At 48.7% G+C, this 6,035-nt stretch carries 5 protein-coding genes; 1 reads left to right on the plus strand and 4 read right to left on the minus strand.

The window, feature by feature from the left end; all coding sequences use genetic code 11:
- The 4 genes from AC1DUA_RS20895 to AC1DUA_RS20910 all read right to left on the minus strand — a co-directional run.
- A partial coding sequence (locus AC1DUA_RS20895) for a CBM96 family carbohydrate-binding protein (protein ID WP_477501605.1) occupies positions 1-1,420 on the minus strand: 1,420 nt, incomplete at its 3' end.
- A gap of 457 nt (positions 1,421-1,877) precedes the next feature.
- Entirely contained in the window at positions 1,878-2,120 is a 243-nt protein-coding gene (locus AC1DUA_RS20900; RefSeq protein WP_477501606.1) for a hypothetical protein, read from the minus strand.
- Positions 2,121-2,178: 58 nt separating this feature from the next.
- The gene (locus tag AC1DUA_RS20905) at positions 2,179-4,209 is read right to left on the minus strand and encodes a molybdopterin-containing oxidoreductase family protein (RefSeq protein ID WP_477501607.1); all 2,031 of its coding nucleotides are present in this window, start codon (positions 4,207-4,209) and stop codon (positions 2,179-2,181) included.
- Positions 4,210-4,297: 88 nt separating this feature from the next.
- The gene (locus tag AC1DUA_RS20910) at positions 4,298-5,059 is read right to left on the minus strand and encodes an NlpC/P60 family protein (protein WP_477501608.1); all 762 of its coding nucleotides are present in this window, start codon (positions 5,057-5,059) and stop codon (positions 4,298-4,300) included.
- Positions 5,060-5,362: 303 nt separating this feature from the next.
- Between AC1DUA_RS20910 and AC1DUA_RS20915 the strand changes: the two genes are divergently transcribed.
- The gene (locus AC1DUA_RS20915) at positions 5,363-5,602 is read left to right on the plus strand and encodes a hypothetical protein (RefSeq protein ID WP_477501609.1); all 240 of its coding nucleotides are present in this window, start codon (positions 5,363-5,365) and stop codon (positions 5,600-5,602) included.
- Positions 5,603-6,035 lie beyond the last annotated feature (433 nt).

Below are 6,035 nucleotides of genomic sequence, written 5' to 3' on the forward strand. Positions count from 1 at the left end.
ACTCGCTCCCGCCCCGCAGGTTGACGCCTGATTTCAGCTTTAAATTAATAAATCCATCCGGCGAAGTCACTAAGTTATAAACGCCATTTGGAATGAACACTTCGTCGCCTGCTGTAGCGGCATCAATCGCATTTTGGATCGCGATACGGTCATCTTGGGCATTATCCGCTGGGTCTGCGCCAAAGTCGAGCACGTTAAGTGTAGCGCCAGTAACCTGATGTGCCTTGTGCATCGTGTGTTCAGAGCCATCTGGTTTCGTTAGTCCAGGCTTCGTGAAAGGAACCGTCCCTGGCGGCGCTGTTGGCGTGATATTGGGAACAATCGCTACCGGCGTGTCACCTGAAGGGAACGGTGGGTAGATCATGACTTCCGTTAAACTTGTGAACGTGCTGCCATCTGAGTTGCCGTGCCCAATGATACGAACGAAACGAGCCTGCGTATCCGGGATATCAAAAGCTTGCATATCTACCGTGTTCGGGCGACTGTTTCCAGTGAAAACGTTCGTCCAGGTTTGCGCGTCGTTTGATGTTTGAATATCAATTAACGTCGTACGCAGATCCCCTTTATAAAAGGCAATGCCCACGTAGCCAATGTTCTTCGATTGCCCCAAATCAAACATGACATATTGCCCGTCACCTGATGCTGACCAGCGGCTGAACAAGTTGTTATCAAGCGTATTGCTTACAAAATCCATGCCTAAGTTAATCGATTTCAGTGCCGCGTTTTGACCCCAAGTTGGAGGGGTAGTGTCGCTCTGAACGACACGTCGTACCAAGAGCTGCGGCTCAGGATTGGAGGCTGAAGTGTTCTCTTTCGAATATACGTTAACGGAGTTGGTAGAATTTGAAGCAATGATGAAAGAGACTGACTGATCAGAGAGATGCTGCCTTACATAATCGGTCACGTCTACGGTGTATAGAATTGGCTTGCCTGCATTAGCCTGATTCACGATAAATTGCCCTAATGGGTTCATCGCAGACAAATCCGTCAGAGGAGCCGTATTCCAGGTTATCGTTGATTCTTGCCATGAATTATTCAGTAAACCATACACTTGAAGGCTTGTGTCGATGTCACTACTGCCTTTTTTGGCAGACACTTGCAAATAATATTTGTATGTACTATCAGATACGGTAGACACATCARACTTGAAGTAGACTTCGGTCTTTTTCGAGCTGCTGGTTGAAAGGCTGTATAAGCCTAGCGTCGAACTCCCCAAGTTCGTTCTGTTGTCATAGTTCGTATCAGCGACCTCAGGCTTGGTGCTATCTGTAACGATAGCAGCATCTGCCAGGGTTGGGAGAGCAGCAACATCTACCTCAACATCCGCTGCCCTACCTGCTGCAGGAACGAGGAGTAGCGAAAAGACCATTGCGAACAATACCAACAAAGCTAGTCTTTTTTGTAAAAAGTGAATTTTCATGTAGCAATGCTCCTTATTCAGTTTAGTCTCGCATTTTGTAAGCGTATACAAAATACGGCGATTCAATCATATTACCCCCTTTTGGACAACTTTTATTGTCATTTATTTAGGTGTTAGAGGGATATTATTGGAAAACCATTTCTTTTTGGCGATAAATATAATTCAAGATGATGTAATGCCCATTGAGGGAACTCCATTCCTCTATTTTGGTGAAAAACGTTGGTATTGGCGATCGTGGGGAACTACAGGGTCTTAATTAAGCTAGGAAAGCTGTTTATCAGCTTGTAGCTTCTGAATAACGGATCATAGTTCCCTTCCACAGCTAAAAGAGCACTTTTCGGGGATATAGCGCCCTGTAGTTCCTTTCCGTTCACAAAGGCGTCAACCCTTCATCAATTCCACCAGTTTCGCTTACCCAACGGCAAAAACCGACCCACAGGATCGGTTTCTTCACAAACTAATACATTGGCTTCGCTTGGTACAGCACTTGCGGCTGCGGGCATTGCGGGAAAGGATAGATATCCCGAATTTGATTAAAAGCATAATGCTTCGTGGCAAATTGTGTATGGTATAGGTATTCGATCAGGTAAATCGACCCGCCTTGCACACTGCACAGAATGCCCGAAGTTCCGGTACCGTCCATTAGGGATACACCTACTGGACTGCCTATCCAAGCATATGCTTTTTGCTGTAATGACATAGGCTATCACCTCCTGCATTACTTTATGCGGGGAGGCGCCCATGCGTTCTGCTCACTTCTAGAGCTTTGCTACATGCACACGACCAGAGAAAAAGGTTGCTCCTCCGCCCATATCCGCCACACGATCCGGCGTAAGCGCATTAACCAAGGCTTTGCTGCCGTTACTGGACGAATCTGCCCAGAGCCCTTGGCTCACGACAACACCTGGCAGCACGTCTGAGCCCGCCGCTACGGTCAACTCACATTCGCCACGGGAATTCCACACGCGAACCTTATCGCCATTCGCTACTCCCAAAGAGGCAGCATCTGCTTCATTCATGTGCAGCTTCGGCGTTTTTTCCATGCGAACATGCTTCTCATTATGAGCAAAAGTCGAGTTCAGGAAGTTGTGATTCGGTGCAGGAATGAAGAGGAACGGCAAATCGCCTTCATCTGGAAGCGGAATGTACGTCGGCAAAGCCGGATAACCTTTCTCCTCCATCTCACGTGAGAGAAGTTCGATTTTGCCACTCGGAGTCCGTAATTCTCCTGGAAAAAGCGGCTTTACTTCCGCTTTCATGAATTGTTTCTCCAGCAGGTTATCATAAGTAATATTCGCTAACGCTGGATTTCCAGGATGATTCAAGGCTTGGCGCACCAAATCTTCATCAGTATCCTGCAAAGCCTCATCTTCATAGCCCATCCCCGCTGCAAGCAAACGAAACACGTCAACGTTCGCTTTGCTCTCGCCATAAGGCTGAGCGACAGGAAGCTGAAGATGAACGTAGTGATGCCAATAGGAACGATAGAAGTCCGTATTCTCAAAAGACGAAGTAGCCGGGAGCACGATATCGGCATACTTCGCCGTCTCGGTCAGAAACAGATCATGTACGACTGTAAACAAATCGTCCCGCCGGAGCCCTTCTCTCACTTTATTGGCATGAGGGGCAACCAACGCCGGATTCGAATTGTACACGTACAGCGAACGAATTGGCGGATCTAGCTCCAACAAAGCGCTGCCAAGCAAGTTCATATTAATCTGACGCGCCTCTTTCACCCTTAGATCAGGTCGCTGCAGAGCTGGCATGTTGTGCTCCAAATAGGCACCATTTCCTTTAATAGCGCCGCCTCCACGCTGCATCCACTGCCCCGTTAATGCCGGTAAGCAGGCGATAGTCCTCACGCACATCCCGCCGTTATCGTGATGCTGAATCCCATTACCGATGCGAATAAAAGAAGGCGAAGTTTGACCATATAGATTAGCTAAGCGGTAAAGGTCTTCGACGGGGACTCCTGTTATCGTAGATACCACAGAAGGGTCATACTGCCGAACATGCTCCCTCAATTCCTCATGGCCAACTGTATATTGCCGCAGAAAAGCTTCATCTACCCTATCTTCGGCGAACAAAATATGCATGATCCCGAGCGCCAAAGCGGCATCCGTTCCCGGCATAACCGGAATAAACCAATCTGCCCAGCGGCCTGTTTGGTTCTTGTGTGCGTCGATGACGACGATTTGCGCACCGTTTTTGCGTGCCTTCTCAGCCAGCATCACCTGATGCATATTCGTGCTGACCGCATTAATCCCCCACATAATGATGAGTTTGGCATGCACCGTATCCTCCGGATCGGTTCCAAAGCTATAGCCCTCTGTTCCTGCCGCTTCGCAAATCGAGTACAGTAAGCGGCTTGCACCCATTCGGTTAAAAAACCGGCGGTCCATCCCCTCGGTCCCAATCCGCCCCATGTTGCCATAAAAGCTGTATGGCAGAATGGACTCGGGGCCTTCCTCTGCGATTTGCCTTTTCCAGCGGGTGGTAATGGTTGTAATCGCTTCCTCCCAGGAAATTCTTTCAAAGCGGGCGCCCTCGCCTTTCGGACCTACGCGCTTCATAGGGTATTGCAGCCTTTTATCATCATAAAGACGTGCCGTCATGTTACGAACTTTATTGCATATTGCCCCTAGTGTCACTGGGTGGTTGGGGTCTCCCTCTATTTTAACGATCTTGCCAGCTTCCTTATGAAGCAGCAATCCGCATTGATCTGGACAATCCAGTGAGCATACGGCTGGAAAAATGCCATTTTCCTGCTCAATCATCGACGAGTGCATCTGCTATTAGCTCCCTTCCATCGCTTCAACTTCTTTACTATATAACGAATTAAAAGGAAGCGAAACATTTGCGCGTGAAAATGACCCGCTACAGAACTGAGCCCCCTAGTACAAAACGGTACTGCAGATGCTTAAATAACATGTGGTCGATCCGTACGCCACCTGTCTTTTTGGATGCAGAATGAATAATCTTACCATTACCTAAATAAATGCCCATGTGGCTGATCGGCTTCTGAGAGGGATCTAGATTGGCATAATCGGATGGCCGATTGCCCATGAAGTTCGTGAAGAACAGTAAATCCCCGCGCTTTGCCTGCTTAAGATCGGTGTATTTCCGTTTGGATAGGGCTTCGACATAAGCCGCCTGATTCTTAGCGTCCCAGGGCAAATCCATCCCAAGTGCAGTCAGATATACCCAACGCGTGAAGTCCGAGCAGTCAAAAGATTTGGGATCCAATCGGTCCGACCCATATACGTAAGGTGTTCCGAGATAGCTTTTGGCTGTCTCGATGACGTTCTCGACGTAACCTCCTTTTTGGGGGACGATGTCTGGACTAGGGAAAGCTTGGATCAAAGGGAAACCGTTTGGCAGCAGCGCCTGCTTCTTATTCTGAGCAGCCAGGCTCCTTACTTGATTCGAGGCATAAAGCTGCTCCACGCCCAAATCCCCGACGTATAGCTCCGCATCGCTGCTAGTTAGATTCCAGTCCGACATCCGGTTATCCGTCTCCCGCTCGGCGGTCAGTTGCACCTGTTCCCCGGTGCTTAGCTGCTTCATCTTTGATGGGTGGGAGCATCCAGTAAGTGTGAGCATTGAGGCTACCACGATGCTCATTGCAAATATGCGCATGTTTAAACTCCTTGGCATGTGATGCTGTTAGGATGCCAAATTTTCGGGGGAATAAACTAGCGTGCGAGCCGGGATACCGTATGTTGTATTCTGTGCAACATTATGGATGATTTGTGGAGGAATGAGACCCTTCCATTGTACAAAATACAATGAAATTACTAGTTTTGTGCTGAAACAGCAGCTTTCGGGGGCATATAGTTGTATAAAGTGCTATGTAGCTGACTTTGGGCTTGAGATTTGGGATAAATGGTTGTATAAAATACAACCTATGCCGACTTTAAGTGATGCGCTGGAACGGTGGGCGTGCTGAAGAGACGCGAAGATGCGTGGTATGCGCTAGCGATGGGAAACATCGTTAGCGCGGGGGATTCGCGTGGGGAGCGCACGTTAACGATGAAAAACATCGTTACAGCGGGAGATTCGCGCGGGGAGCATACATTAACGATGAAAAACATCGTTACAGCAAGGTTGCGGAGGCAAGGCGGCTTCCTCCCGGTAGTTAAGCTTGTTTTACAGCGTTACAGCGAGGGATTCGTGCGGTGAGCATACGTTAGCGATGGAAAACAGCGTTACAGCAAGGTTGTGGAGGCGAGGTGGCTTCCTTCCCGGCAGTTAAGCTTGTTTTACAGCGTTACAGCGGRGGATTCGYGCGGTGAGCATACKTTARCGATGAAAAAAAACATCGTYAAAAAGCAAGGTTGCGGAGGCGAGGCGGCTTCCCTCCCGGTAGTTAAGCTTGTTTTACAGCGTTACAGCGGAGGATTCACGCGGTGAGCATACGTTAGYGATGGAAAACAGCGTTACAGCAAGGTTGCGGAGGCGAGGCGGCTTTCCTCCCGGTAGTTAAGCTTGTTTTACAGCGTTACAGAGGGAGATTCGTGCGGTGAGCATACGTTAACGATGAAAAACATCGTTACAGCAAGGTTGCGGAGGCAAGGCGGCTTCCCTTCCGGTAGTTAAGCTTGTTTTACAGCGT

Source organism: Paenibacillus sp. 01T422, from assembly GCF_056398785.1.